The following is a 23,133-nucleotide window of genomic DNA, read 5'->3' on the forward strand; positions in this document are numbered from 1 at the left end:
AGACGACGAGGTTGATAGGTTCGGGGTGGAAGCACAGCAATGTGTGCAGCTGACGAATACTAATCGGTCGAGGGCTTATCCTAAAAGGTTTGCTAAGCAAACCTACATCGTAAGCATACGCTACAAGGTTGTAAGTCAAACCTACATCGTAAGCATACGCTTAAGGTTTGCATGGACCCATACATCCGGCAGACACAGTTAAAGAGGTTTTCAGCAAACCTGATCTTTCGTATCCAGTTTTCAGGGCGCAATTTGCTTGTCTTGTACCAAGTAGCAACCCCACATGCGTGGGTTTTATTTTTGTCCTGGAGGCTTAGCTCAGCTGGGAGAGCATCTGCCTTACAAGCAGAGGGTCGGCGGTTCGATCCCGTCAGCCTCCACCATATTCTTTTATTCAGAAGCCATTGTTCAATTGAACAAGGTTTTTTTTGTTTTTGTTTGGTATTCAAAAATTTCGGTTACTCTTCAGTACAAACATATAAAGTTAATTTTGCATAAAAACCCTCTAGAATAAAATGTGAATCTGCGCTCCGATTTACGCTTGTTTTTCTGTTCCACGGCCTTTGAACATAACCTCTATCATAATTTCTGGAGTTTCAATCCTGCCATAATCGAAAACTTGATCATCAATCAGCCTAGCAATAGTTGGCGAATTACAACCAAGCCCCTACCTCACTGAAAGAAAAAATGTTCCCATTGAAATTAGTTTAGAACTAAAATATAATAGTTAAGCTGTAAAGTAATATTAAAGGGTGTGGGAGAAGTACATGAATCAAGAAGAACTTAATAAGGTGCGTTTCTGGCCTGTAATGATCGCTATTTTTATCGGGTCTTTTTTATGTGTATTGGCGTCGGCTACGATCAACTTGGCGCTCGAAATTTTGAAGGATCATTTTGACACGTCGCTGAGCTCTGTGCAGTGGACTTTAACCGGCTTTATGCTGGCGATGGGAACAACAGCGCCCATTGCAGGTTATTTGGGCGAGCGGTTCAGCTATAGAAGGCTATACCTGTTCTCCTTAATTGGATTTACGCTTGCATCGGTATTATGCGCCTCGGCGTGGAGCGAAGGCTCGCTAATCTTGTTTCGCGTATTGCAGGGCGCATTCAGCGGCTTGATCATTCCGGCTACGATGTCAATCATCTATCAGATTATTCCGCGAGAAAGGCAAGCGATGGCTGTCGCGTTCTGGGGCTTGTCTGCCATGCTGGCGCCAGCCTTCGGCCCAACGATTAGCGGTTGGGTGCTGGAGAACATGAATTGGCACTGGCTGTTCCTAATGAACATTCCAATAGGGCTCATTGCGATTGGTTTCGTATATGCCTATATTCCTTACTACCGTATGAACGTTCCGAAGTCTTTTGATGGACTTGGCTTTCTGACCGTTATTGTAAGCAGCTCTTCCTTGCTGCTGGCGCTCGGCCAAGGCCACACCTGGGGCTGGGGCTCTTTGAAGGTCGTCTCCCTGTTCGTGGTTGGCGCAGTTGCCCTCGTACTATTTGTGTGGCGGGAGCTGACGACCGAAACGCCGCTGCTCAATTTGAAAGTGTTTAATAACAGCCGCTTCACGTTAAATGCGATCATCTCCAATATTATTACTATCAGCTTGTATTCCGGCACCTTGCTGACACCGATATTTCTTCAAAGAATCCAGCATGTCTCTGCCATGGATACGGGCATGATCCTGCTGCCGGCCTCCCTTGCGATGGCTCTGCTTATGCCTGTTGTCGGCAAGCTGTATGGCATTATCGGACCGCGCTGGCTTATGTCAGGCGGGATTGTGCTGCTGACGGTCGGAACGTTAGCGTTAAGCTGGCTAAGCATCGATGTGTCGCATGCTTACGTTATCTGGTGGATGATTGTGCGAAACATCGGAATTGCGCTTGTCGTTATGCCTTCGAGCAACGCAGCAATGGAGCAAATTCCAGCTGAGCTCTCCGGTCATGCATCCGCAATAACGAATTGGACGAGGAATGTATTCGGATCATTCGCTATTGCTATTTTCACAACGATGCTCGCATCAAGATCCATTACCCACGCTACTGACTTTATGAAGGCGGGCGATGTCGACGAGCTTCACATTTCGATGATGTCCTTCACGATGAGCGTGAACGATGTGTACGTCGTTGCTACGATAGTAGCGGCCGTCGCGCTGCCGCTTAGCTTGTTCATCGGCAAGGCGAAGAGGGAGGATGGAACGAAGAAAAAGGCAGGCAAAGAAAAAGAAATATCTAGCCAAATGGCTGCTTCGGTTTCTGCAAAGCCATAAAAGAAGCGCTGCGAGAGAGTGAGCTAACTCTAAGCAGCGCTTTCTTTTGTTTAAAATGTTCTTTATTAAGAACTTAATGCTATTTTTCCTTAACTAATCCACTGTAATGAAGGCTATCGTCAGCTTCTATTTCAATGATACGGTGTCCCACCTCTTTTTTGTTTTGGTATGCAATGATTGAAACGGTGCTTTTTTTTGCTAATGTCATTGCGGCATTGTCATAAGGAGGGGTCCAGTATATGATGGTGCCGGATGAGACGGTAAGGCTTTTTCCTTTTTGGATGACCTTAGAAGCGGGAGGCTTCCAAAGCGAGAAGCTGCCTTCTGTTACGTTGACTGTAATGGAATCAGCATTCTCCGCAGCAATGCTGATTGGAAATCCAGGGACGCTGCTCATAAACGGGCTGTATGTACCTAATGGGAGCTGAACATTAGGCTTCATTTCGACGGCTGTCCCATCTGCTGCATATGCCGTAATCACAAGGCCGGGGAATACCGCTTTTTTGTTGCCAAGCTGAAGGAAGGATGTACTGAGCATAGCAATTAAAATAACCGTACAAACAGCTGCCAATAAGGGAACTGTTTTTCTAAAGGATAGCTTCTTGCCAGTTAAAGTCTGCTGCTGCGCGTTATGAATCAGCCGCTGCTTTAATTCCTCGGTAGCCTTTATTTCTTTCATGCCATCTATGTATCTATTCATTACCGAGTCCTCCAATCCAGCTTGATTTTAAAAGCTCTCGTGCGCGCTTCAGTTGTGTTCGAACCGTGCTCTCGTTTCGTTCCAACAGCTCAGCTATTTCAGTGGTGCTGTAGCCTTCAAAGGATCCAAGCTTTCTCATGCTCGGCATGCTTGAACGCTTTTTGCTGCTTAACGACTTTAATGAATACCTCCTGGCATATATCCTGGGCGTCCGCACTATTTTTGAGGTAGGTAAAAGCGATGCGCATCATCATGTCTGCATAACGATGGACAAGCTCTGCTAGATAATCTTCCGAATAAAGCGGCTCACTTTGCATTGGCGTCGACACTCCTTCATCCCTAACACGGTTTAAGGGGGCAAAATGTTTCAAAGGACGTAAAAAAAATCCTGACCGGAAGAGGTCAGGGTTGATTTTGTGTATAACCGATTATTTGAAGAAGTCGTTAAAAATTTCTGCTGTGATGGACAGCATGATTATTTTGGATAAAGATTAGCTTGCTTCTGTTCTTTAAAGACGAGTTTACTTGTCTACTCCAATGGCAGCTTCAGCCTCTTCATCGTCCTTTTCCGGGGATTCCACCAGGCGGAAATCATCCGTTTTCTCGCCGTCCTCCCAGATTTCCACGAATAGAGCGTCGCAATGCTCAAAGTCAGCTGATCGCAGCGACAGCGCTTTTTCCTCGTCAGAGCCTACATATACATTTTCCAATCCGTCTTCGTTAAACGATTGTATGACATAAATTTTCATAGCGATGAACCTCCTGCATTTTAATCTTGTAGCAGTATACCACAAAATGCTGGAGGAAAAGCAGATGTCATTTTATCGGATTTTAAAGCGGCTAACCGTGAGAAGCAATTCCTCCCTATTTTTTGCAGATATCGATATTTTCTTTAAGCATAAGTATGTTAGAATGATTTCAATATCAGATTCATAAAGCAGGTTGTGCTGATATATGGGAGGGATATAGATGCAGCTTATTAATCAAGAAAAGGTACAGCTTAGGATAGATAGCCTGAAGGATCAGGATCTATATATTCATCTGGAAATGACAACGGGAGCTTACGCTGCCCATCTCGATAGCTCGAAGCATCCAGCGGCTAATTTCATTACGAATGCTGCCATTCGTTATTCGCATGGTTCGATTGCAGGGAGCGGGCCCTATCGGGTTGGCTTGAAAATGTTGCAAGGCTGGATTTACTCGGAGGGGCTTACCCACTGGGAAGAGACGGAGCAGGAGAGGCTGATTCTGGCAGGGCATGATGGACAAGGAAAGCTGATCGTATCGCTGCAGCTAAGCAGGGTGCCCTTCTAATGAGAGAGGAGAGTAGAAATTTTGTGGGTCAAAACATTTTAGTTGTATTTCCACATCCTGATGATGAGGCTTTCACTGTATCGGGTACGCTGGCTAAGCATATACAAGACGGAGCGCATGTTACTTTCGCTTGCTTGACGCTTGGGGAAATGGGCCGGAACATGGGAATTCCGCCATTCGCCAATCGGGTGACGCTGCCGGCCATTCGGAAGCTCGAGCTGGAGGAGTCCTGCCGCGCTATCGGCATACAGGATCTGAGAATGCTGGGGTTTCATGATAAAATGATTGAATTCGAGGACAAAGGCCGACTGGATGGGGCGATAGATGCTCTCTTGAAGGAGCTGCGCCCGTCGATCGTGTATACCTTTTATCCAGGCTACAGCGTTCATCCCGATCATGATGCATGCGGGGGGGCTGTCATTCGCACCATTAGCAAGCTTCCAGAAGACGAGAGGCCGGTTGTTTATTGCTCGGCTTTTTCCAAGAACCATCAGGAGGCGATTGGCATGCCTCAAGTTGCAAATGATGTTAAACCATTTTTGAAACAAAAAATGGCTTCTATTGAGGCTCATCGTTCGCAGTTCCAAGCGGCTGAGCTGGTAGGCAGCAAAAAGCTGACGGATGAGGAAATTGTGCAGCGCTTTGGAACAGAGCGCTTCTGGATCTACCCATTCGAGTAATCTGATCGTACGACAAGAGGCTCTAGGGATTTTTCCTTAGAGCCTTTTTTTGTCCTCTTTTATAAAGAATGAACCGAACGATAGCGGCTGAAACGATCTCCTTGTCATTAATAAAAAACCATGCAGCTGTCGAATTGGATTCGATAGCCGCATGGTATAAGCGATAAGTGCAATTAAGCTTGCTGCGAGATGGACAAGCCAAGCCCCTCGGCAACACGTTGTCCGTAGTCAGGGTCGGCTTTGTAGAAGTGGCTGATTTGACGAAGCTTAATTTCGTCCTTCTCTACCGGCTTCATGGCACCCACAATCGTTTCAATTAAGCGGGCGCGTTCCTCTTCACTAATAAGACGATAGAGATCGCCTGCCTGCGTATAGTGGTCGTGATGGTCATAGCCTACACTGTCTGCCTGGCCTGATACCTCGAACGGAGCAGGCTTGTTCTCGGCAGATTCTGTAGGACCGCCATAGCTGTTAGGCTCGTAATAAAGCGACGATCCACCGTTGCCGTCCGCGCGCATTTGACCGTCGCGCTGGTGATTGTTCACCGGAGCGGTTGGACGATTGATCGGCAGCTGATTGTGGTTGGCGCCAACGCGGTAGCGATGGGCATCGGAGTACGCGAATAGGCGGCCTTGCAGCATTTTGTCAGGTGAAGCTTCAATGCCGGGAACGAAAGAGCCGGGAGAGAAGGTTGCTTGCTCAACCTCGGCAAAGTAGTTTTCTGGATTCCGATCCAGCACCATGCGGCCAACCTCGATTAACGGATAATCCTTCTGGGACCATACCTTCGTCACGTCAAATGGATCGAAACGATATGTATTCGCATCCGAGGTAGGCATGATCTGCACATATAGCTTCCACGCCGGGAAATCGCCGCTTGCAATCGCATTAAACAAATCCTCGGTATGGTAATCAGGATTGTCGCCGGCAATTTTGGCAGCAACCTCATTGGTGATGGTTTTGATGCCTTGCTCGGTTTTGAAATGATATTTGACCCAAACCGCTTGGCCCTCGTCGTTCACCCATTTGAAGGTATGGCTGCCAAAGCCGTGCATATGTCTTAATGTAGCGGGGATACCGCGGTCAGACATAAGGATCGTAACCTGATGAAGCGATTCCGGCGATAAGGACCAGAAATCCCAAATGGCGTTCGGATTTTTCAAGTGGGTTTGCGGATGACGCTTCTGAGTATGAATGAAGTCGGGAAATTTAATCGCATCGCGAATAAAGAATACCGGTGTATTGTTTCCAACTAAGTCGTAATTGCCTTCCTCGGTATAGAACTTTACGGCGAAGCCCCGCGGATCGCGGACCGTATCTGCAGAGCCAAGCTCGCCGGCAACAGTCGAGAAGCGGATGAACATCGGCGTGCGCTTTCCTACCTCGGATAAAAAGCTTGCTTTAGTGTAAGACGTAACATCATGCGTAACTTGGAAGTAGCCATGGGCACCTGCCCCTTTAGCGTGAACGACGCGCTCAGGAACACGTTCTCTGTTGAAGTGAGCTAGCTTTTCTAGAAGGTGAACATCCTGAATTAATGTTGGACCACGAGAGCCTGCTGTCATCGAGTTCTGGTTGTCTCCAACTGGAGCACCCCAACTAGTCGTGAGCTTGTTCTTCTCAGTACTCATAATAGAATCACCTCATTGAATTTGTGTGACTGCGCCTCATTTTATATGTTACCGTTTTCTATAGGAAAATCAATATCAATTTATAATCATTACAATTAAAATTTTTCGTCAAAATGTGAGATTTTAGCTGTCGTTTGAATAACGTCCTAGCGCTTTTGTAGCCGACTCCAACATGCGGCTGCGCAGCTGCTTGCTATTAACAATGTTTACCCGCTTTCCGAGAAAGCGGGTTTTCGAGAGCACATATTCGCTGTCGCTGCTCGAGAAGAAGAGACGAATTGTATACTCATTGGTCTGCGCATCGTAGCTCACTTCTTTCTCGAAGCATGAGAAAGCATACAAAATACGCGACAGCTCTCCATTGTATTCGGGCATTACGCGTATATCAGCGCTTGTGCTTCGTTTCTCCTGCAAAGCATGGACCTTCGCTCGGAGCTGCTCGTAATAATCCGCCCCGCATGCTTGCTCACCAATCGCAATGATCTTATCCAGGCGCGTACTCATCAGCATCCGGTTTTTCGCATGATACCAAAGCAGATACCATTCCCTCTTGACCATTGAATATTCGAGCTTGTAGGGAAAGCATTCCTGCTCGCTATGCGTACGTTCATTTTTGATGCTGTAGCTGAGGCGCAGCATGCTTTTATTTGTAATGGCCTGCCTTAACGGTCGAACATTCGGATGGTATACATGCTTTTCTTTACTGGCTGCTTTATGCAGCAGCTCGCCCGTATCCAGAGCAAGATCTTGCTCCAGCATAAGCTGCAGCTTTTGTCGTGTTGTTGGAGAAAAAGCAACGGCAGCAGCAGGATGACGCAGCATGGCCTTCAACCAGCCTCGCTCATGGGCCGTTACCATAAACGTTCCCGAATCCTCAAGCTTGGATAAAATTTGATAGTTAAATATTTTCTCAAACAGATTCATAGTACGCCTTGATCTCCTTCCACTCCGCAATCATTTCATGCCGCAGCCTCGCAGGCGCCAGCACCTCGCAGCTTGAGCCGAAGCTCCGAATCCATGGCTTAATCTCGATTATGCCGTTTACTTCGATTTCATAGACAAAGCTATCATCCGATTCTTCCGCGATGATGCCCCATTGTCCTTGAAGCAGCACGCGCTCACTAACGAAATGGTTGATCCCGTGTCCCGGATGGAAGAAGCGTACGCGAACCGTGACGGGCTTGCCCGTATCGATCAACCAGCTATGCTTGGTGCGCTGTTCTAGTTCTGTCTTCTTGGCCTCGTAAAGCTCTTCAGCAACGGCATCCCCTTCAGAGATTTGCGTTAATCCTTCCAAGCGGTATTTTTTAATGCCTTGTTTGGCGTGGTTGCCTAGCAAATACCAACGGCCATATTGATGGTCATAGACGACCTTAAGCGGCAGCGTCGTCTCTTGCATGCCCTTGGTATCGCGTTCGAATAACGGATTAGTGTTTTTTGCGGCGTAGCTCGTTTCTTTTTTTGGCGAGAAATAGAGAAAGGTGATCAAGCGCCGATTGCGAATAGCGCCTAGCAGCGTGAAGAGATGCGCCTCATCCAAAATACGAGAGTAATAGTGATACTTATATAAGAACGGCTCGATCTGGCCATTGTCAGCTTGCCTGCGTGAAATATGCTTCTTTAAGCCGTCGCGCAGCAAATAGCCTTGGACAGAAGGAACCTGCGTATTGGCCATCATGTCTACAAAATCATATAAATCGAGCAGCTCTTCATGCGCCAGCTCGCGAACAAAATCATTATAAATGCGATAGCGAAAGGGACGCGCACCCGGCTCCTTCTTAATCACGCCAACCTGCTCTAAATATTTAAGATCGCCGCGGATTGTCTTCTCATCGGGAAGCGATAGCTCCGCCGGCATGCTGCTGCAGCACAAATCAAGCAGCTCCATAGCCGTTAGCGGCTTTTCGTGCATAGCTGCGAGCAGCAGCGAAATGCGCTGGCTTTCGGTTTCCTTAAGCGACTTCGCTCGAAACAGAAACAGCAGCATCGGATCGGATGATTCAAGATAGCTGTAGCGGATCGTTTCGGCAAACTCCTTGCCTTGCTCCTCGGGCAGCTGCTGCTGAACAGCGCTCACGATTTCTTTGAGCCGCTTTATCGTTTTATCAAACGTATGGATGGAAATGCCTAGCCTATCTGCGTATTGCTGACGGTTATAAGCCCCGCTAGTCAAGACGAGCATACGCAAAAACTGTATTTCCTTGTCGAAGCTTTCTCTTGCCATTTCTGAATATCCCCCGATCGTAAGCAGCATTCTCCATCTATCTTAACAGGAAGCTGAAGGTTTTGAACAAAAAGGAAAATTTTCCTTTGTCGTAATACTTTCGCCATGTTCGCGGGCCTCCAAATAAGAGAAGATAGAATTCGTAAGAAGGCAGTACGGCTGATTGAAAAAAAGCAAGATTCACAGGAGGTTTTGACAATGCTGATGCAGCATAAGAGACATGGCGGCAATCATCATGAAATAAAGCTTGAGCATGGCAGTCTTCACTTATTCGCTAACGAAGAGGTATTCCAATCCTTTGAAAATAAAGTATTTGAAATGGCTAACAACAATTTGCAAATTCCAAGGAATCGATATATGAGCTACACCCCGGATGCGCATGTAGGCATTGGAACGTGCATTGGCACGACAGCGGTATGGAGCATGAAAAATGGCTGCGTATCTCCATCAATCGTCGGCTCAGATATCGGCTGCGGCATGCGTGTTCATACGACCTCGCTGTATAAGCGCGACATTCAAGATAAGGACATTCGCAGAGCGCTGATCGCAGCTATCGAGAAATACGTGCCTACAAACGAGCGCACGAATTCGAACTACGAAGATATCGACGTGATGAGCGTCGTTCAGCATGGCTTGAAGGGACTGCCCGAGAAGTATGTTCCTGATGAACAGTGGCTGACCCATGTGGAGCAATCCCATTTTGCATATGATCATACTTACCTCAAGCAACTTCCGCCAAAAACGATGAAATATGCACGTGGGCAACTAGGAACACTCGGAAGCGGGAACCACTTCATTGAAATTCAATATTTGGAAATCAATGAGGAACACGCGGAATTGGCGGCAAAATGGGGCTTGTTCGATGGGCAGGTTGTGGTGATGATCCACTCCGGCTCGCGCTCCTGGGGCGGCATGATCGGCCGGGAGCATAACAAGGTGATCAAGGAAGCGATGAATCAGTGGGGCGTGAGCAATCCCGACCCCAACTTGATTTATGCTCCCATTGCGAGTCAGGAAGGGCAAACCTATCTGAATCTGATGTATTCCGCGCTCAACTTTGCGGTTAGCAACCGGCATATGATCGCATTTGGCGTTCGCGAAGCGTTCCAAGAGGTATTCGGAGCGAGTATGGAAATGCCTGTGCTTTACGATCTGATGCATAACTACGCGCTGAAGGAATTTCACCGCAACGAGCCGATGCTCGTTCACCGCAAAGGAGCGACGCGTGCGCTCCCGCCGGGCCACTTCCTGAATACGCCGGTGTTTAAGGAGACCGGACATCCTGCGCTTATACCCGGTTCCATGGGAACCTCCTCCTATATTATGGTGGGGAAGAATGAGGGCTTGAAAAACTTCTATTCCATCTGCCACGGAGCGGGCCGTGCAAGATCCCGAAGAGCAACGAAGGAGCTCGTGACGGTCGATCAGTTCGAGCAATCGCTGAGGATCGGCACAGAGGAGGAAATACTCGTCAACCACCGTTCTCTGGAGACGATTCTCGACGAATGCCCGCAGGCCTACAAGGATGTGGACCAGATCATCGACAGCGTCGTTGGCGCATCGCTCGCTGCCGTGGTGGCCAAATGCAAGCCGATGGCTGCCATCAAAGGCATCTAATTCATTACAATCGCTATTAAAGATAACTTCAATAATAGATGAGGTTCATGTACGAATGGCGTACCTTGGCAGGGACTTTCCAATTGTTCCGCAGTGCTTGCGCACGCTGTGCGCTTGTATGCTGTATGACCATATCGGCTGAATCTCCACAAAATAAGGGTTCGAATCCCTTGGTTATTCGCCTGATTCGCGAAAACTCTTTGGTAGAGTATGCAAGAACTCCCTCCTTAGGAGACTGTATTTGAGTAGTACCCGGCCTTTAACAGGAGCTCTCAGAGCGTGCCTATGCGCGTTCACTACAGCGAAGCCTATGCAATCGGTGGATACCGAATGGAGTCCGCTGCCTCTTATGACTGACGAGGAAATAGTTTGATTTCGGATGGAAGGTGCATTCGAATTCGGCTATCGATAACGAAGTCATAAAGCAGCTCTTCTCCCTTCTTAAGCCTGATTCCGGCCTAGCCACAGGAGAGCTCCTGTTATGAAGGTCAACACAAATGCAAAGAGGTGTTTAACGATGTTCAAAAAAGTAATCATCAAAAACGACGAGCGTGGTTTGCTTTTCAAAAAAGGCAGCTACATCAAGCATTTGCAGCCAGGCGTATACCGCCACAGCTCGTTTTCAGACGATAGCGTTATTTTGCAAAATGTTGCGAAACGCTTTTCCGTTCCGAACAAGGAGCTCAATCTGTTTCTTCGAGATGCTCAGCTTGTGGAGGAACTGACGATTGCAGACGTACAGGATCATGAGTATGTGCTGCATTTTGAGGATGGCAAATTCTGCTCGCTGCTGACGTCAGGGCTGTATGCCTTCTGGAATGTTATGAAAAAACATACGTTTATTCGTGTTGATATACGGAATCCCGAGATTTCGGCTGAAGTAGATCGCTCATTGCTGTCGAAGCTGCATGGCTATATTCAGGTGTTCGAGGTTGCGAGCCACGAATCCGGTCTGCTTTTCTACAATAATGTATTACAGCGGGAGCTTCGTTCGGGCAGGTACTTTTTCTGGAAGGGACCTACTATCGTGCAGGTAAAGACGGTCGATTTGCGCCAACTGCAGTTGGATATGACAGGACAAGAAATTATGACGGAGGACAAGGTGACGCTGCGGCTTAACTTTGTGTGCCAATATAAAGTGATCGATCCGCTGAAGGCGATCCAAATCAAGTCGTTCGAGGAGCAGGTATATATTTTGCTTCAGCTTATTTTGCGAGAGTACGTGGGTACGCTGAAGCTGGACGATCTGCTGCGCATGAAGCAAGAAATTGCAACGTTTGTCCTCTCGCGCTTGAACGAGCAGAAGGAGCATTACGGCGTGCAGTTTGTATCGGCGGGCCTTAAGGATATTATTTTGCCAGGCGACATCAAGGATATCCTGAATACGGTGCTGCTTGCTGAGAAGAAGGCACAGGCCAACCTTATCACCAGACGAGAGGAGACTGCCTCGACTCGCAGCTTGCTGAATACCGCGAAGCTGATGGACGAGAACGGCACGCTGTACCGCTTGAAGGAGCTAGAGTTTCTCGAAAAAATTTGCGAGAAGATCGGCACGATCTCCCTTACCGGCGGCAATTTGCTGGAGCACCTCAATTCACTGCTGAGCGTGAAGACGATAGATAAATAGGATAGCGCTTATTTTTTTACTAAATGGGCAACTATAGTTCAATGAAGCAGCGGCAGTCTAGGACTTAATTTCTTGTCCACGGCTGCCGCTGCTTCTGTTATTGGGGAGACTGATGGATATCAATGCATCTCGAGTGATAGTTCAATTACTTTAAAGCCGGAGGTAATTTAACTCCTATCAGTTTGCCAGGCGTCTGTATGATGAGGAATCCACCTTCTTTAAGCAGATTATCATATTGGCGCGCGCCTGTTTTCACACGGAACAGCGGTTTGCCTGAATCAAAATCGATCGCGTGCATGATGCCATCGGTTTGCGCAAGATAGACACCTTTTCCATAGATCACCGTTTTTGCGGAGGGGTTATCACCATTCCAGCTCATGTGTTGTCCGTTTACCGTCTTCATACTGGAGAGCGAACCATTCTGCCAATTACTGAACAAGATACGACCGCGATGAACTTTATAAAGAGGGTATGTGCCTTGATCATAAGCAGGCTCACTATAAGACTGTAGAGCTTTGCCATCTGGTTTGTAATTTTTAAAATCATACCTCGCGATAATGCCATTCTGGTGGATATAGAAATCATTTCCATCCAAGTAGGTTGGTACATTGGTGTTATATTCATCGCCGGAACCCACATTTACATTCCATCGGTAAACACGGCTGCCTTTTACTTCACCGGTTTTCACATTGATGACGGAAACTGTAATGCTGCGCTCAGGATCATCAACTATCGGTTGATTATTATGTTTAATGGAGTACGCCAGCCCGCCTTCGATCTTGAACGGGACCTCATGGTCGATCATGCCCCAAAGCTTCTTTCCCGTTTTTTTATCGATGGCATTAAGTTGAAGAGTGCTACGTGTTTCTTCTTGCATTGTGATGGTGCGTAATACGATATCTCCTGCGTCCATGATTCCCGAACTGGTGTAATATATTGCTTGGGGCCCGGTGTTTACCCAAAGCTGCTTTCCAGTCTTCAAATGGACTGCAATGGTATGATTGTCTATTAGGGCATACAACGTATCGCCGAAAACTTCGATAGCGTTTGGTTTTTCAATCCTGACGCTCGACTGCCACAGCTTTTTTCCGCTTGAAGCAGAAAGGGCATAGAGGCTCCCATCACTTAAAGTCCCGTAAATTTTCCCCTCCTGATAGACAAACATGGAATGCACATCTTCTTCAAAAGTCCAAATCGTTTTTCCCGTCTGAGCGTTCAAAGCAATCAACCTCTTATCTCTCAACGTAAAAATCTTACCCTCACCCGTCACTGTAAAGTTAGAAGTAAGATAATAATCATCCCAATTATCGACTTTTGCGGACCAAGTTGGCTGAACAATCGGTGTCTGAATCCCTGGGTTTCCTACACCGAAGGATATAACAGGATTCTCGGCATACACATGGCTAATTCCAATATTGTCCCCCGTCTGTCCTATTTGGAAGGCTATGAGCAAGGCAGTAGCTGTAAGTATTGTTCGAAGCATCAATTTTTGTTGCATGGATAATCCTCCTCTAATTTCCATATATTCACTTTATACCTTTATAAACGCATTGCCTCATAAAATGTTGCCACGATTCATAGGGAACTCCCAATAGCTTGAAGCTCTCTTTCTTTGTTAAACGGGCAGGATAGTTGAATAGAAACTCGAATTATAGAATTTGATCCACTGCGTGAACAGGAAAGAGGAGAGGTACAGGATGAAAGAATCTTGGGAACGAACAAGTAAAAATATACACATCAATTATGAGACTATAAGTATTATGATTAGCCAAGTGTTCAGAGGCAAACGGCTCATAAAAGCTGAAAGAACGGAAACAGGACTTAGTAGTGGTACCTATAAAATTCAGATTGAGGGATCAGCTACTCCTTTCCTTTTAAGGATTTCTGCTGGTGGTTTAGACGTAGCATCAAAAGAAAAAGCAATTGCTGAGAGATTGAGCGGCGTCGTGCCTGTAGCAGATTACATCTATCTTGATACAAGCCGAAATCTAATAGAATATGACTGGGCTTTACTGGAATGGAAAGAGGGAGTATTGCTGCGGGATATTATGCAAAGAGGAGAAAAACGACAGATTGCAAAAGCTGCGGAATCTGTTGGCGATATATTAGCTCGTATACACAGCCATACTTTTGACTGCCCAGGCTTTTTAGCAGGGGACCTTACCATCGCCAATCCGTTTAACATGGGGGAGGATGAATTTCACTCTTTTATTTCAGAAAGTCTAGATGGTGCTGCAACCGGTCATTGGCTCGGTGCGGAAGCTATGGAAATGGTTCGATCATTCTGTGTGTCTCACCGTTGGTTATTAGCTGAAATTCATGAACAGTCAGTCCTCGTTCATTCGGACTTCAATGGTCTAAATATACTGATGCTTGATAGTCCAAACGGAATTGAAGTGTCAGCGGTATTGGACTGGGAGTTTGCTTTTTCAGGAAGACGTTATGTTGATATTGGAAATATGCTTCGGTATGAACACGAAAATTCCTTATTCGAACGTCATTTTATAAAAGCTTACCAGGATTCTGGAAGATTTTTAAATGAGAATTGGGTCCAGTTATCTAAACTAGAAGATTTAATTGCTTTGTGCGATTTACTGAATCGTTCGACTCTGGAAATGCCTAACCGGATTTCCGATTTAAGACAACTTATAATTCAGACGGTACAATAACTTTAGCTCAATACACAACTTAGATGAAGCTGCCGCGGCGATCGGCAGCTTCATTGCTTTAACGGGCAGTATTTTTCAATAGCTCTTGTTTTTATGCTCGAGATAATGGTAACATTTTATGGGAACATGTGTTTGTTTTTGTATTTTCCAACGGATAGGGGGAATAGGCGTGGTTGAAATCATTGAAAAAGAGCAATTTTCGGTTATTGGAAAATTAGGAAAGGGGTTTGCTAATGAAGCTCCCCAATGGATACCATCATTATGGAAAGAAGCAAATAGTAACTTTATTGAGTTAAGCAATCTCGCCATCCATCATCATGTGCAAACGGCTCCCGTTTGTTTCGTTAAGGAGCCGATGTGTACATGATCCAATTGACGAACCGCCAGGCACGGCAATTTCTGCTATTGAAGCACGGGTTGTTGGGCGAATATCATTTTACCGGAAAGCAGGGAGTATTGGATTTTGTGCGGCAGGTCGGCTGTATTCAATACGATCCCATCGATGTTTGCGGAAAAAACGCCGAACTGGTGTTGCAGTCGCGAATCAAAGGATTTACCAAGAACATGCTCGCCGAGTTGCTGTATCAAGATAGAATCCTTGTCGATTATCCCGACAAGAATTTGGCCATTATCCCTGTCGAGGACTGGCCGTATTTTGAGCGGTACAGGCAGGCCGCCCGACAACATGCCAAGCGCTATCCCGAAATGGAAGCGTTGATTGAGCAAGTACGAGCTCACATCCAAAATCACGGTGCGCTAAGTTCGGATGATCTAAAATTGGATGGAAATTTCGCTTGGCGATCGGCCATCCACTGGAGCAGCGGAAACAATTCATCCCGGTCGGTGCTGGAGCAGATGTACTCGACAGGCGAGTTGATTATACATCACAAAAAAGGAACGCGTAAATATTACGATATCGCCGGGAAGTACATACAGCCAAATCTGCTGAATGCGCCGGAGCCGCTGGTGGGCGAGCTTGAGCATCACAAGTGGCGAGTACTGCGTCGAATCGGCGCTGTTGGCCTTTTATGGAATCGCGCATCCGATGCCTGGCTGAACATATGGGGATTGAAAGCGGAGCAGCGCAACGAGGTTTTCCGCCAACTGTTGCACGAAGCTCGCATTGTTGCTGTTGCCGTGGAACAAATGAAGGATATACTTTATTGCTGCGCGGAGGACTTGCCGCTTATTGAAGCCGTTCTGCAAAATCCAGCGCCGAAATGGCGCTGCGAGCTGATTGCCCCACTAGATAATTTCATATGGGACAGAAAACTGATCAACGAATTGTTTGGATTCGATTACACCTGGGAGATTTACACGCCTGCAATCAAACGGAAATTCGGCTATTATGTGTTGCCTCTAATATACGGAGAAAGCCTCATCGGACGAGCCGAGGTAATCGCGGAGCGAAAATCCGGGACGCTCGTTGTTAAAAACATCTGGTACGAGAACGACATAAAGCCAACAAAGCAATTGCGAACAGCCTTGAACAATTGTTTTCAAAATTTTGCATTATTCAACGGATGCGAGACGATTTCGACAGAGTCTATGAACTGATATTTCCAGTTCCCTGTTAACATTTGCTGACAAGTTTCGCGTCAAGGTAAATGGAGATATGAAGGGCGCGAATGGGTGGCTGAACCAGGTAGCTTTATATTTGAACCACCAGGCGATATTCATACCTTGATTACAGAAGACGAGGAAGTAGTAACCCTTTTTATATTAGGGGGCTCTCTTCAGTATTTTGATGAGGACTATCAAATTATTGGGCAAGACGACATTTATACCGTCCTAAAAAAATATAGAGATTTTGCGGATTACTTGGAATCCAGATTAGAGATGATCTTATTTATTAACTATCAGGTATATAAGCCTTGTTGGGCTAACGGAGAACGTTAGTTGAATAATGTAACCGCGGCAGCTGGGCATGGATTGGCTGCTTTTTTGTTACGCTACGGGCAGAATAACGCGATGGGACCGCAGTCGAAATAAAGGACAGAATTGCTCGATTAACGATACCCATGGCCATCATGCGGGAGACCTTGCATTTCGTCGTTGTCGGCCTCTAATTATTCTATTGCGTGGTCAGGATCTGTGGACCTTCAGCTGTAATGGCGATCGTATGCTCATATTGAGCGGCGAGCTTGCGGTCCAGCGTCCGCGCGGTCCAGCCGTCCGCATCGATTGTCATGTAGTAGGTGCCTTCGGTGATCATGGGCTCGATCGTGAACACCATGCCTTCCTTGATGCGGAGGCCTTTGCCGGGCTTGCCGACATGCATATAGTTCGGCGCCTCATGCAGGTCCCGGCCGATGCCATGCGCGAGAAGGTCGCGCACGACGCCGTAGCCGTTCGATTCGGCATGCCGCTGGATCGCGCTCGTCACGTCGCCGAGCCGATTGCCGGGCTGAGCCTGCGCGATGCCGAGGTCAAGGCATTCCTTCGTGATGCGCATCAGCTTCTCGGCCGTCGGCGAGATCTTCCCGACCGCATAGCTCCAGGCCGAATCGCCGAGCCAGCCGTCGAGCTCCGCGACCGTGTCGATCGTCACGATATCGCCTTCCTCAAGTGGCTTATCGCTAGGGAAGCCATGCGCGATCACATCGTTGACGGAGGCGCAGGTCGCATATTGATAGCCCTTGTAGCCCTTCGTGTAGGGCTTGGCGCCGTGCTTCAAGATAATGTCCTCGAAGATGCGCTCAATCTCGTTCGTCGTGATGCCCGGTTGGATGAGCGGGGCGATCGTGTGATGGCATTCGGCCACCACTTGGCATGCCTTGAGGATGGCCTCGATTTCATGCTTGCTTTTTAAGATGACCATGTTCGTATCAGGACTCCTTCGTAATGGCTTGCATCGCCAGCTGGGCGATTCGATCGACGTCCAGCTCGGAAGTGCCCGCATAGTAGTGCAGCCCGCAGCAGCCGACCAGCACGGCAAGCATATGGTCGACGCTGTCGTCTTCGCGTTGGGCGATCGATTGGAGCGGAACGTACAGCCGTTCCATGAATCGTCTCTTGGCGGCGTGCCGATCCTTCTCAGGCAAGCCTGCATAATGCTCCGCCGCCATCTTGTAGACGAGATATGCACGGGCGTCCGACTGCCACAGCCGGAGCAGCGCCTTGCAATACGTAAACAGCTGCCTGTCATCCGGGCTGCCTCCGCGGATGTTCGCCCATTCTGACAGGGCTTGCTCACATCGCTCGAAGCCGCTGCCCAGCACATCTTCTATCAATAAATGTCGATTGGGGTAATAATGGTACACCGTGCCGTAACCGAGCTCGGCCTCGCGGGCGACGTCGCGAATATCAAAGCCGCCGCCAGTGCGGAAGTAGGCGCGCGCGGCGGCGTCCAGTATCTGTTCTCTGCGCTGCATGCGGATGAGTTCATTTTGTTCTTTGGTCCGGGGGCACATAGGCGCGTGAACCTCCTTGTATAGACCTGCAAATTTGTCGATTTAAAGATTGTAACGCATGGGGCGGGGATATGCAAATTATCTGTTGGTGCAAGAAAATATAGTTCTTTAATTGAAAATAAAGTTCTTTAGTGAACTGAACACAGACAGACCTCCAGGCAGGTAGTTGCGGAGGCGGTGGTGTTCTGGGAGTGGCGATCCGTGTTGATTTAGAATCACCGCGGTTTTTTTATCGCAAGAAAAAGGAGATACATGGTAAAGTGGATGAGGAGGGGCGCGCGGCGGTAGCAGCATTAAGCTCCCTCGGGAGTTTAGGCTAGTTATATTGAATAACCATCAACAAGGGGCTGCCGCAATTTCTTGAATGCACTGGCAAGGCTTGATGAACTAGTTTAAACAGATAGGATGTTTGACATGAATCTTACAAAGGGACAGACCTTATTGGGGGTTGCGATTAGCTTATTAGCCCCTTACCTTGTTTTCCTGCTTATCGTTAATATTATTTTGAAGACGTCAGAGGATTTTCAGTATCAAGACAATTACTTCGTAGTTTTCCATCTCACGTGGCCTGTTTATCTAGTTGGAGTTATTTTCACATTTTTACTGTACGCGCTTTGTGTCATAGCAATAAGAAAAATACGGAGAAAGTAGGATGGTTTTATAACTACATAGCCTATATTTAAGGGGAATCAGTTTATTAGATTCATTTGACGGGGGTCAATATGAAAAAATTGTACTTATAGGTTCTGGAGGTTCAGGCAAATCAACTTTGGCTCGAAAACTGGGCGGGATTTTATCAATAGAAGTTCATCATTTGGATTTTATTTTTTGGAAACCAGGTTGGATTAGCACGCCCAAAAACGAGCAAAGAGATGTTCAAGAGGAGCTCGTTAGTCATGATAGTTGGATTATCGACGGCAATTATGGAGGCACGATTGACATTAGGCTGCAAGCGGCAGACACAATCATATTTATTGATCTATCGAGATGGGTCTGCATGATCCGCGTGCTGAAGAGAAGATTCCAGTACCGTAACAAGAAGAGAACGGACTTGGCTGAAGGTTGCGAAGAAAGGGTCCGTCTGGAATTTCTGAAATGGGTCTGGGAATACCCAGAAAAACAAAAGCCAAAGATCTCAGAAAAACTTAGATCGTTAACAAATGAAAAGAAAATAATCATTTTAAAGACTCCGAAAGACGTTCGAGAATTTGTAGCAAATGTGGAATTATTGCACCAACGGCGAACAAGAGCTCAATAAATTACATAGAGGACTACGGCGTAATATGCGCAGCCGGCCAGCACGACCGGCTGCATTTTTGCTGTTAATGAGAGATTTCGTTAATTATAACCGTTTTATTGGAACACATATTTCGCAAAAGTCATTGTTGTTTCCAGAGTATTTTTCTAGGATCGGCTTGGCGTCAGGGTGAAATCCCATGTTGTGTATAGCTGGAAAAATTTCAGCCCATGCTCTTTGAACATCCTCTGCTGTATGTTTAATTTTGAAAATAACATACTCTCCGCCAAAGAGCTCACTTTCTTTGACTAAATCATCAATTTTTTGATCATCTTTTGCAATGACAATACATGCATCATATCTACATTTCTCAGGAAGTGTTGTTTGTGGGTTGTCGTGTGGAATTCCGAATAATATAGCCGATTCAGTAAGTAATTTTTTCTCCATCGCCCACCTTTTTAATTCTTGCATTACTTGAACATTGGCAGGACCATAGGGTCCAATTTGTCGTACATACGCAATGCGATAATTCGGGAGAGTTTCAACTCTAATATCCATAGTTTGATTTTCCTTTCTTATCAGTTATTTTCTACAATTTGGATGCTATCATGACATAAAAAATTATTCATTACTTTTTTTAAAAATGAAAAATTTTCAATTGAACTAACGTAAACGAAAGTTTAATTAACCGCCTTTTACAAATGGCGATTTTTTTGTTAAGAGAGCCTGTTTTATTCCTGACAGTATCCTTCATTAACAGGTCAAATTTACAATTTATGAGGAAAAAATTAATTTATTTTGTTTGATTCCAGCTACAATTTTTGTTATCTTTGAACCTACATGATTTTTTGGGAATACATTTATAATAAGAAGAAAAGCTTAAAATTTATTTACGATTTAGGAGATTAATATGACTACAAAGCTAGATAAAGCAATGGAAAAATTTTGGTCGCAGCTTACATATCCATTATCGTACGCGGATGCGCTAAGCACATTATCAAAGCAGCAATTGACTAGCATTCGTACGAATTTGCAAATAAGCAACCTAAGTTCGCTTAATAAGCAGGGGCTCGTTGGGAAGCTGTCAGAGTTGATTCCAGAGAACATTTCGTTAATTACGCGCTGCTTTGACCATAATAGATTGAAGCTCGTTCAGAAAATCGTGAAAAACGATGGCATTTGGGACAAGCCGCTGCTTGAACTCCAGCAATATGAATATTTTCGCGAGCGAGGAATTCTATTTCCTGGTACGGTAGACGGCAAACAGGTAGTTATGATGCCTTCCGAGCTGCTGGCGTATTTTAAAGAAGTGGAAGCGCAAGAGGAACATCCTAACATTAAAAGAAATACGGAATGGATTCGGCAGACGCAAGGCTTGATTTACTATTACGGAGTCTTGTCGGTAGATGAGCTAAAATCATTCATCATTATGGATGAGGATCATCCGCTTGCCCAATACGATATCATGAACATTTTGTTCGAGGCATCGGACTATTATGAGCAGATCGTAATGGACGAAACCACCGATCTTTTAATCTGTGATTTTCGAGTAGCGAATCCGCAAGCAATTATGAAGGAGCGGGCGCTCAGACATGATCTCGATTTTTGTCCATTTACGAAGCAGCAGCTCTTAAAAGCAGGAGAGCCTGACTATGTCGAGCGGAGCAGCCAGTATATGAATTTGGTACGCTACGTTCTCCATCATTATGAGATTGACCGTGAAGAAGCTGATCTTATGGCAGAGGAATGTGTCGACGCCACCAAAAATGGAAATTCATTGGCATCTGTCATCGAATTAACACAGGAATTTATTGAAACTCCGAACTTAGAGACGTTGAGTGTGTTAACGGATCTGCTCGTTGCTTTAATGAATAGTACGAAGCAGTGGGCTATCAAAGGCTATTCACCGGATGAGCTTTCTGCCAAACGAGCGAATGTGAGCATGGTGTTGAACAGGGTGTCTAAACAAGCTGCCCCTGCAGAGGTAATCGACTTTCATACGAAGAAAAAAATCGGACGCAATGATCCGTGTCCATGCGGAAGCGGGAAAAAATTTAAAAAATGCTGCGGCTAATAGCTAAAAGCAGACACTAATCAATCGATCTGGGGGGCGTGCTGCGTGAGGCAAAATCAGCAAGGACTCTATTTAAGAAGCGTTAAGCTGCTTAGGGAGTCAGTACCCTCCTTCGATGCCTATCCCTTTCATCTAAATGCGATACAGAACTTAGATGAGCTTGCTTTCCATCCGAAAGTAACCTACATCGTTGGCGAAAATGGGATGGGAAAGTCTACGCTAATGGAAGCGATCGCGATCGGACTCGGTTTTAATCCAGAAGGCGGGACGATTAATTTTAACTTTTCTACGGAAGCTACGCACTCCGAGCTTCATCAGTATTTGAGGCTTGCACGCAGCGTCAACAAACCGAGGGATGGATTCTTTTTTCGCGCGGAGAGTTATTATAATCTGGCTACTAATATTGATCAAATGGATCGCGAGGGCGGTCGCGGCGGTCGCATTATTGATTCGTATGGCGGAAAGTCACTTCATCAGCAATCGCATGGCGAATCCTTTTTTGCAACATTCCTTCATCGTTTTAGCGGAAACGGGCTTTATATGATGGATGAGCCGGAGGCGGCTCTATCTCCTTTTCGCCAAATGGCGATGCTCTCTCGTATCAATCAGTTGGTGGGGCAGCGCTCGCAGTTTATTATCGCTACGCATTCTCCTATTTTGATGGCGTATCCGGATGCCGTCATTTATAATTTGACTTCGGCTGGCATAGAGCGCACAACATTAGAGGAGACTGATCATTTCCTGCTGATGAAGCAGTTCGTTAATAACCGGGAAAGAATGCTTCATGAGCTATTTCTAGAAGAGGATTAAAATTAAAGGAGCTGTTAGAGATGACATTAGAGATCGAACGCAAGTTTTTGTTGCCGCAATTTCCTAGCGTATTAATAGAAGAAGGGGAGCTTAAGGTACTCTCCGAGCAAAGAATTGAGCAAACCTACTTGGCTATAGATGAGAATCAAGAGCTGCGCGTTCGGCGTCTGGTGGATCTGGCGAGCGGCGAAGTTTCATATACGCATACCTTCAAGCTGGGAAACGGTCTCTCCCGTGAGGAAATCGAATACTCCATATCTGAGGGCATCTACGAGCAGGTCATCAAGGCATTTGGATTTGTGCCACTTACAAAGAATCGTATAACCGCTGAATGGAACGAACGCATTATCGAGATTGATACCTACGATCAAATCGAGCTTTCTGTGCTTGAGGTCGAGTTTGACTCGGAAGAAGCAGCCAATTCGTTTCTGGCTCCGGAATGGTTCGGCAAGGATATTAGCTCTGAGAGACAATACAGCAACAAAAAAGTATGGCGTGAGCTGCAGGGGAAAACGACTCAATAAAGAAGGTTCGAATACTAAATTACGATTATTTTAAAAAAGTTTAAATAAACGCTTGACCTCATAGGCGCATACATGGTATATTCTTATTCCGGCCGAGAGAAACATGCGGACGACAAGCAAAACAAGCGAAACACAAGAGAGAAAAGATTGCTCTTTGAAAACTGAACAACGAGTAATAACTGCCCTTATGATTCTAACGAATTGTAAGAAAAAGCGATATAAAAGTAATGAGCATTTCAAACACATGAAGCTTTCTCTTCGACATCGCGTCGAAGCGAAAACTTCCATTTGGAGAGTTTGATCCTGGCTCAGGACGAACGCTGGCGGCGTGCCTAATACATGC

24 protein-coding genes, 1 tRNA gene and 1 rRNA gene are annotated in these 23,133 nt (G+C 46.2%); 15 read left to right on the forward strand and 11 right to left on the reverse strand.

Going from position 1 to position 23,133, the window contains the following annotated elements:
- From AC2TDN_RS24960 to AC2TDN_RS24970, 3 genes are all read left to right on the forward strand, one after another.
- Window positions 1-83 (forward strand): 23S ribosomal RNA (locus AC2TDN_RS24960); the annotation flags it as partial.
- A gap of 224 nt (window positions 84-307) precedes the next feature.
- Window positions 308-383, forward strand: a tRNA-Val gene (locus AC2TDN_RS24965).
- A 384-nt stretch (window positions 384-767) separates the two neighbouring features.
- A complete protein-coding gene (locus tag AC2TDN_RS24970) occupies window positions 768-2,270 on the forward strand; it encodes a DHA2 family efflux MFS transporter permease subunit (RefSeq protein ID WP_484690548.1) in 1,503 nt (500 codons plus the stop codon).
- A gap of 79 nt (window positions 2,271-2,349) precedes the next feature.
- Here AC2TDN_RS24970 and AC2TDN_RS24975 read toward each other — a convergent pair whose 3' ends face one another.
- From AC2TDN_RS24975 to AC2TDN_RS24990, 4 genes are all read right to left on the reverse strand, one after another.
- On the reverse strand, window positions 2,350-2,970 hold the full coding sequence (locus AC2TDN_RS24975; protein WP_484690549.1) for a hypothetical protein: 621 nt from the start codon (window positions 2,968-2,970) through the stop codon (window positions 2,350-2,352).
- Window positions 2,963-3,118, reverse strand: coding sequence for an RNA polymerase sigma factor (locus AC2TDN_RS24980; protein WP_484690550.1), 156 nt, complete (start codon window positions 3,116-3,118; stop codon window positions 2,963-2,965). Before AC2TDN_RS24980 ends, AC2TDN_RS24975 begins: the two co-directional genes overlap by 8 nt.
- Complete coding sequence (locus AC2TDN_RS24985) at window positions 3,087-3,287, reverse strand: RNA polymerase sigma factor (protein ID WP_482069628.1); 201 nt, start codon at window positions 3,285-3,287, stop codon at window positions 3,087-3,089. The genes AC2TDN_RS24980 and AC2TDN_RS24985 overlap by 32 nt, the downstream gene beginning before the upstream one ends.
- 204 nt (window positions 3,288-3,491) lie before the next feature.
- On the reverse strand, window positions 3,492-3,719 hold the full coding sequence (locus AC2TDN_RS24990; protein WP_482069627.1) for a hypothetical protein: 228 nt from the start codon (window positions 3,717-3,719) through the stop codon (window positions 3,492-3,494).
- Between the two features lie 220 nt (window positions 3,720-3,939).
- Here AC2TDN_RS24990 and AC2TDN_RS24995 point away from each other — a divergent pair, with 220 nt between their 5' ends.
- Window positions 3,940-4,284: a YojF family protein gene (locus AC2TDN_RS24995; RefSeq protein ID WP_482069626.1), complete on the forward strand. Its 345-nt coding sequence runs from the start codon at window positions 3,940-3,942 to the stop codon at window positions 4,282-4,284.
- Between the two features lie 23 nt (window positions 4,285-4,307).
- Window positions 4,308-4,964 carry a bacillithiol biosynthesis deacetylase BshB2 gene (bshB2, locus tag AC2TDN_RS25000; protein ID WP_482069625.1) on the forward strand — a complete coding sequence of 219 codons (657 nt, stop codon included), beginning with the start codon at window positions 4,308-4,310 and terminating at the stop codon, window positions 4,962-4,964.
- A 173-nt stretch (window positions 4,965-5,137) separates the two neighbouring features.
- On the opposite strand, the gene katA is transcribed toward bshB2, so the two are convergent.
- The 3 genes from katA to AC2TDN_RS25015 form a co-directional block, all read right to left on the reverse strand.
- A complete protein-coding gene (gene katA / locus AC2TDN_RS25005) occupies window positions 5,138-6,595 on the reverse strand; it encodes a catalase KatA (protein ID WP_484690551.1) in 1,458 nt (485 codons plus the stop codon).
- A gap of 123 nt (window positions 6,596-6,718) precedes the next feature.
- On the reverse strand, window positions 6,719-7,519 hold the full coding sequence (locus AC2TDN_RS25010) for a WYL domain-containing protein (RefSeq protein WP_482069623.1): 801 nt from the start codon (window positions 7,517-7,519) through the stop codon (window positions 6,719-6,721).
- A complete protein-coding gene (locus AC2TDN_RS25015) occupies window positions 7,506-8,819 on the reverse strand; it encodes a helix-turn-helix transcriptional regulator (RefSeq protein ID WP_484690552.1) in 1,314 nt (437 codons plus the stop codon). Before AC2TDN_RS25015 ends, AC2TDN_RS25010 begins: the two co-directional genes overlap by 14 nt.
- A gap of 198 nt (window positions 8,820-9,017) precedes the next feature.
- Between AC2TDN_RS25015 and AC2TDN_RS25020 the strand changes: the two genes are divergently transcribed.
- Both AC2TDN_RS25020 and AC2TDN_RS25025 read left to right on the forward strand, forming a co-directional pair.
- Window positions 9,018-10,436: an RtcB family protein gene (locus AC2TDN_RS25020; RefSeq protein ID WP_484690553.1), complete on the forward strand. Its 1,419-nt coding sequence runs from the start codon at window positions 9,018-9,020 to the stop codon at window positions 10,434-10,436.
- Between the two features lie 517 nt (window positions 10,437-10,953).
- A complete protein-coding gene (locus tag AC2TDN_RS25025; protein ID WP_484690554.1) occupies window positions 10,954-12,063 on the forward strand; it encodes a slipin family protein in 1,110 nt (369 codons plus the stop codon).
- A 145-nt stretch (window positions 12,064-12,208) separates the two neighbouring features.
- On the opposite strand, the gene AC2TDN_RS25030 is transcribed toward AC2TDN_RS25025, so the two are convergent.
- Window positions 12,209-13,561 carry an outer membrane protein assembly factor BamB family protein gene (locus tag AC2TDN_RS25030; RefSeq protein ID WP_484690555.1) on the reverse strand — a complete coding sequence of 451 codons (1,353 nt, stop codon included), beginning with the start codon at window positions 13,559-13,561 and terminating at the stop codon, window positions 12,209-12,211.
- A gap of 199 nt (window positions 13,562-13,760) precedes the next feature.
- Here AC2TDN_RS25030 and AC2TDN_RS25035 point away from each other — a divergent pair, with 199 nt between their 5' ends.
- The 4 genes from AC2TDN_RS25035 to AC2TDN_RS25050 all read left to right on the forward strand — a co-directional run bounded on the left by AC2TDN_RS25035 (window position 13,761) and on the right by AC2TDN_RS25050 (window position 16,631).
- Window positions 13,761-14,732 (forward strand): phosphotransferase family protein, encoded by a 972-nt coding sequence (locus AC2TDN_RS25035; RefSeq protein WP_482069619.1) that lies wholly within the window; start codon window positions 13,761-13,763, stop codon window positions 14,730-14,732.
- Between the two features lie 169 nt (window positions 14,733-14,901).
- Window positions 14,902-15,099 carry a hypothetical protein gene (locus tag AC2TDN_RS25040; RefSeq protein ID WP_484690556.1) on the forward strand — a complete coding sequence of 66 codons (198 nt, stop codon included), beginning with the start codon at window positions 14,902-14,904 and terminating at the stop codon, window positions 15,097-15,099.
- On the forward strand, window positions 15,096-16,289 hold the full coding sequence (locus AC2TDN_RS25045) for a winged helix-turn-helix domain-containing protein (RefSeq protein ID WP_484690557.1): 1,194 nt from the start codon (window positions 15,096-15,098) through the stop codon (window positions 16,287-16,289). The genes AC2TDN_RS25040 and AC2TDN_RS25045 overlap by 4 nt, the downstream gene beginning before the upstream one ends.
- 75 nt (window positions 16,290-16,364) lie before the next feature.
- Window positions 16,365-16,631: a cupin domain-containing protein gene (locus AC2TDN_RS25050; RefSeq protein ID WP_482069616.1), complete on the forward strand. Its 267-nt coding sequence runs from the start codon at window positions 16,365-16,367 to the stop codon at window positions 16,629-16,631.
- A 175-nt stretch (window positions 16,632-16,806) separates the two neighbouring features.
- Here AC2TDN_RS25050 and map read toward each other — a convergent pair whose 3' ends face one another.
- Window positions 16,807-17,553: a type I methionyl aminopeptidase gene (map, locus tag AC2TDN_RS25055; protein WP_484690558.1), complete on the reverse strand. Its 747-nt coding sequence runs from the start codon at window positions 17,551-17,553 to the stop codon at window positions 16,807-16,809.
- Between the two features lie 7 nt (window positions 17,554-17,560).
- On the reverse strand, window positions 17,561-17,995 hold the full coding sequence (locus AC2TDN_RS25060) for a TetR/AcrR family transcriptional regulator (protein ID WP_484690559.1): 435 nt from the start codon (window positions 17,993-17,995) through the stop codon (window positions 17,561-17,563).
- Between the two features lie 838 nt (window positions 17,996-18,833).
- On the opposite strand from AC2TDN_RS25060, the gene AC2TDN_RS25065 reads away from it, so the two are divergent.
- Entirely contained in the window at window positions 18,834-19,403 is a 570-nt protein-coding gene (locus AC2TDN_RS25065) for a DNA topology modulation protein (protein WP_484690562.1), read from the forward strand.
- Between the two features lie 84 nt (window positions 19,404-19,487).
- Here AC2TDN_RS25065 and AC2TDN_RS25070 read toward each other — a convergent pair whose 3' ends face one another.
- Window positions 19,488-19,940, reverse strand: coding sequence for an AraC family transcriptional regulator (locus AC2TDN_RS25070; RefSeq protein ID WP_484690560.1), 453 nt, complete (start codon window positions 19,938-19,940; stop codon window positions 19,488-19,490).
- Window positions 19,941-20,292: 352 nt separating this feature from the next.
- Between AC2TDN_RS25070 and AC2TDN_RS25075 the strand changes: the two genes are divergently transcribed.
- From AC2TDN_RS25075 to AC2TDN_RS25085, 3 genes are read left to right on the forward strand one after another with little or no spacing between them, the layout of a single operon-like run.
- The gene (locus AC2TDN_RS25075; protein ID WP_484690561.1) at window positions 20,293-21,456 is read left to right on the forward strand and encodes a YecA family protein; all 1,164 of its coding nucleotides are present in this window, start codon (window positions 20,293-20,295) and stop codon (window positions 21,454-21,456) included.
- Window positions 21,457-21,501: 45 nt separating this feature from the next.
- Entirely contained in the window at window positions 21,502-22,266 is a 765-nt protein-coding gene (locus AC2TDN_RS25080; protein WP_482069610.1) for an AAA family ATPase, read from the forward strand.
- Between the two features lie 20 nt (window positions 22,267-22,286).
- Window positions 22,287-22,790, forward strand: a complete 504-nt coding sequence (locus tag AC2TDN_RS25085; protein ID WP_482069609.1) for a CYTH domain-containing protein — start codon at window positions 22,287-22,289, stop codon at window positions 22,788-22,790.
- Window positions 22,791-23,133: the final 343 nt, after the last annotated feature.

The organism is Paenibacillus sp. Y660 (assembly GCF_057221575.1).

What these genes read in the sequence shown, in the direction of transcription:
- AC2TDN_RS24970 (WP_484690548.1), top strand. Translation starts at nt 768, where the DNA reads ATGAATCAAGAAGAACTTAATAAGGTGCGTTTCTGGCCTGTAATGATC.
- AC2TDN_RS24975 (WP_484690549.1), bottom strand. Translation starts at nt 2,970, where the DNA reads ATGAATAGATACATAGATGGCATGAAAGAAATAAAGGCTACCGAGGAA.
- AC2TDN_RS24980 (WP_484690550.1), bottom strand. Translation starts at nt 3,118, where the DNA reads ATGCCGAGCATGAGAAAGCTTGGATCCTTTGAAGGCTACAGCACCACT.
- AC2TDN_RS24985 (WP_482069628.1), bottom strand. Translation starts at nt 3,287, where the DNA reads ATGCAAAGTGAGCCGCTTTATTCGGAAGATTATCTAGCAGAGCTTGTC.
- AC2TDN_RS24990 (WP_482069627.1), bottom strand. Translation starts at nt 3,719, where the DNA reads ATGAAAATTTATGTCATACAATCGTTTAACGAAGACGGATTGGAAAAT.
- AC2TDN_RS24995 (WP_482069626.1), top strand. Translation starts at nt 3,940, where the DNA reads ATGCAGCTTATTAATCAAGAAAAGGTACAGCTTAGGATAGATAGCCTG.
- katA (WP_484690551.1), bottom strand. Translation starts at nt 6,595, where the DNA reads ATGAGTACTGAGAAGAACAAGCTCACGACTAGTTGGGGTGCTCCAGTT.
- AC2TDN_RS25010 (WP_482069623.1), bottom strand. Translation starts at nt 7,519, where the DNA reads ATGAATCTGTTTGAGAAAATATTTAACTATCAAATTTTATCCAAGCTT.
- AC2TDN_RS25015 (WP_484690552.1), bottom strand. Translation starts at nt 8,819, where the DNA reads ATGGCAAGAGAAAGCTTCGACAAGGAAATACAGTTTTTGCGTATGCTC.
- AC2TDN_RS25020 (WP_484690553.1), top strand. Translation starts at nt 9,018, where the DNA reads ATGCTGATGCAGCATAAGAGACATGGCGGCAATCATCATGAAATAAAG.
- AC2TDN_RS25025 (WP_484690554.1), top strand. Translation starts at nt 10,954, where the DNA reads ATGTTCAAAAAAGTAATCATCAAAAACGACGAGCGTGGTTTGCTTTTC.
- AC2TDN_RS25030 (WP_484690555.1), bottom strand. Translation starts at nt 13,561, where the DNA reads ATGCAACAAAAATTGATGCTTCGAACAATACTTACAGCTACTGCCTTG.
- AC2TDN_RS25035 (WP_482069619.1), top strand. Translation starts at nt 13,761, where the DNA reads ATGAAAGAATCTTGGGAACGAACAAGTAAAAATATACACATCAATTAT.
- AC2TDN_RS25045 (WP_484690557.1), top strand. Translation starts at nt 15,096, where the DNA reads ATGATCCAATTGACGAACCGCCAGGCACGGCAATTTCTGCTATTGAAG.
- map (WP_484690558.1), bottom strand. Translation starts at nt 17,553, where the DNA reads ATGGTCATCTTAAAAAGCAAGCATGAAATCGAGGCCATCCTCAAGGCA.
- AC2TDN_RS25070 (WP_484690560.1), bottom strand. Translation starts at nt 19,940, where the DNA reads ATGGATATTAGAGTTGAAACTCTCCCGAATTATCGCATTGCGTATGTA.
- AC2TDN_RS25075 (WP_484690561.1), top strand. Translation starts at nt 20,293, where the DNA reads ATGACTACAAAGCTAGATAAAGCAATGGAAAAATTTTGGTCGCAGCTT.
- AC2TDN_RS25085 (WP_482069609.1), top strand. Translation starts at nt 22,287, where the DNA reads ATGACATTAGAGATCGAACGCAAGTTTTTGTTGCCGCAATTTCCTAGC.